Annotated in this window: 2 protein-coding genes; both read right to left on the bottom strand. The window is 43.8% G+C overall.

Features of this window, described 5'->3' with window-relative positions:
• On the bottom strand, window positions 1-1,382 hold a 1,382-nt coding region (locus tag ACR2F3_RS11275; RefSeq protein WP_432710077.1), incomplete at its 3' end, for a RagB/SusD family nutrient uptake outer membrane protein.
• 9 nt (window positions 1,383-1,391) lie between these two features.
• On the bottom strand, window positions 1,392-2,879 hold a 1,488-nt coding region (locus ACR2F3_RS11280), incomplete at its 5' end, for a SusC/RagA family TonB-linked outer membrane protein (protein WP_432710078.1).

Raw genomic sequence — 2,879 nt, forward strand, 5'->3', positions numbered from 1 at the left:
TAAGAAGCTTCTATATAATTGAGGTAGGCTTCAACAGCACGAAACACAATACTTCCGGTATTTCCCAGGCTACCTTCTGCATTAGAAGCAAGGTAAGAAAAACCTTTTTTAACAGAATATCCGGTCACATCACGCGTTTCTGCAAGTCCAACAATGTCTGGTCTTCCAGTAAGAAGTGGCGTCCCATCAGGATTATTTTTATCCGTAAGTCTTAATTCACCTGGGCTCTTCATAAAAAGCTGAATTCTGTTATCACGATTGGTTTTTACCAGTTGTACCGAACCATCACCTGCATACCCTGAACCACTAGCATAAATAGGCAACCCGTTACGCATTAAAAAATTGTCTACTAAGCCTCTTGTATAGCCTGTATTACCACCACTGGTGTTGATGTAATGGTTCACATTATGAAAAACACCTTGCGTAGGATCATACCTGCGCCATAATAACACCTCCCCGTATTTATTCATGTCTACATCTGCGAACATGGCTGCATAAGGATTTGCCGAAGAGTTGTACCCATTGTCCTTGGTGTTCGCCACCAAAGGAACCGCATCAGCCACCTGGGCAGCAGCGTCCATGGCCTGGGTTAAAAAGAAGTCGATTTCTGAGTCAATATTAATGCTAAAGCCCTGAACCTTGCCTGTTCCAGGCCAGCCCGGTCCACCAGGTACAAGCGCCGTATTTTTATGATACGTTAACCAGCTGGCTTCATGCAAAGCTACGCGTGACTTAAACAAAAGTGCCGCGTTTTTAGAGATTCTGTTTGTGCCGTTTGGCGCAACTGCTTTCAATAACGTAATGGCCGAATCTAAATCAGATAAGATAAAACGGGCAACTTCATTACGCGGGCGGCGCTGAGATACGTCTACCAACACATCTAATTGATCTGGCAGCGTATTTTTTACAATCGGGAAATCCCCAAATTGTTTAACCTTGTTAAAATAAGTATAGGCGCGTAAGAAATAGCCTTCACCGATATAGTGTGAAATATTTGCAGCAGTACCAGTAAGCTTATTTTCTTTCCAGCGTGGCACAGCCGTCTGGATAAAATAATTGGCATTGCGGATTTGGGTAAAGTCCCAGTTTCCGCCTGCTTGAGGCACACGCCATTCTCCAGGAACCCAAATGTTAGAAATACCAGTGGTAACCTGGTTATCAGTATGGTTGTCGGCGGCAAAAGTTCCCGGATTCCAGCCATCGTGCGTAGGAAAATTATATTGTCCGATGGTGTAAGCGGCAAGATCTGATTCAGTAAACAGGAATTTTTCTGGAGTTACCGCAGACAGCGGCTCCATATCCAGTTGTTTGTTGCAGCCGACGATCGTTGTTCCGCCAAGAAATGCAAGAAGTAGGTATATATAGTTGTTAATTTTTTTCATGACTTTGAATTAGAAAGTTAGGTTAAGACCAAGAGAGTAAATCTGTGCTAAAGGATAGGTTTTACCATCGTTAAAGCCCAAGAGTCCAACAGTTTCAGGATCGAAAATTTTGGTCATTTTGGTAACTGTAAACAGGTTGTCTCCAGATAAATAGAACCTTGCACGTCCAATACCTAGTTTAGACATGAGCGGTTGAGGAAGCGTATACCCTAACTGCAAGTTTTTCAACCTCAGGTAAGCACCATTTTGGATGTACCGGCTTTGTGTAGCCTGATTTTTGGTGGTATTAAAATAAGGCTTGGCAAAATAAGCATCCTGGTTTACACCAGCTAAACCACTGGCTACCATCACCGATGATTCATCGCGGAAATAGTCCATGTGTTCGGTGAAACCGGCAGATTGCCACATCCCGCCACTTGCACCCCAGAAATAAGCGCCATTAGGCATGTAATCACGTTTACCTACACCTTGAAAAAAGGCACGTAAATCAAAACCTTTATAGTCCATCCCCAGGTCAAGGCTATAACGGTAACGCAAAGAGGCATTACCAATAATAGAACGGTCGCCTGTATTTCCTAACACACCAGCACCAGCATCCACTTTTCCATCACCATTAATATCTTTATACATGATATCACCTGCAGTCCAGTTTCCACCCATGGCATTTTGATTGGTTGTCGCTAAATGCGCATCCATCTCAGCCTGTGTTTTCGCAATGCCTACGGTAGTGTAACCCCAAATTTCGTTACTCATTTTATTATTATACCAGGTATCAACATTTCCGGTTGGATTTGGATAATTGGTTACCCGTTGCTGGTCATCAGATAACACCGCACGTACAGAATAACCAAAGTCGCCAATACGGTCCTGCCATTTGGCTTCCACCTCGAAACCGTAAGATTCCATGTCAGCATTATTCACTTGTGGCACTGCAGCACCTAATATAACAGGCAATTCTGGCGCAGGGCCAACCATATCAAAAGTATTGCGTTTATAATAGTCGAAACTTACATTCAGGCGGTTCTTTAATGCCGCCAAATCAAAACCAAGGTTCCAGCTTGCGATACGCTCCCAGGTTAACAAGGTACTTACGAGCCCCGGAGCGCTGGAGGTATTTGGTTTTTGACCATTCAATAACCAGGAACCATTGTTTACGCCAACCGGCATGGTGGTGTAGAACGGGTACCATAAGTCGGTATTCTGGTTACCAAGCTCTCCATAAGAACCCCTGATTTTAAAAGTCTGAATGATATCTTTAATGCCCCAGAATTCTTCTTGTGCCACATTCCAGCCGGCAGAAAATGAAGGAAACAGGTTCCAGCGCTGATCTCTCAAGAACCTTGATGAACCATCGTAACGTGCATTGATTTCCAGCAAATAACGCTCTTTGTAATTGTAATTCAAGCGACTAAAAAAGCCTGTAGTTGCCCAATTCTGGTAACCTCCTGCTATGGCCCTGCTCTCATTGGTGGCAGTATTGATGGTCGGCAATTCCGG

The organism is Pedobacter sp., assembly GCF_045627485.1.
In the GTDB taxonomy this organism is placed as follows: domain Bacteria; phylum Bacteroidota; class Bacteroidia; order Sphingobacteriales; family Sphingobacteriaceae; genus Pedobacter.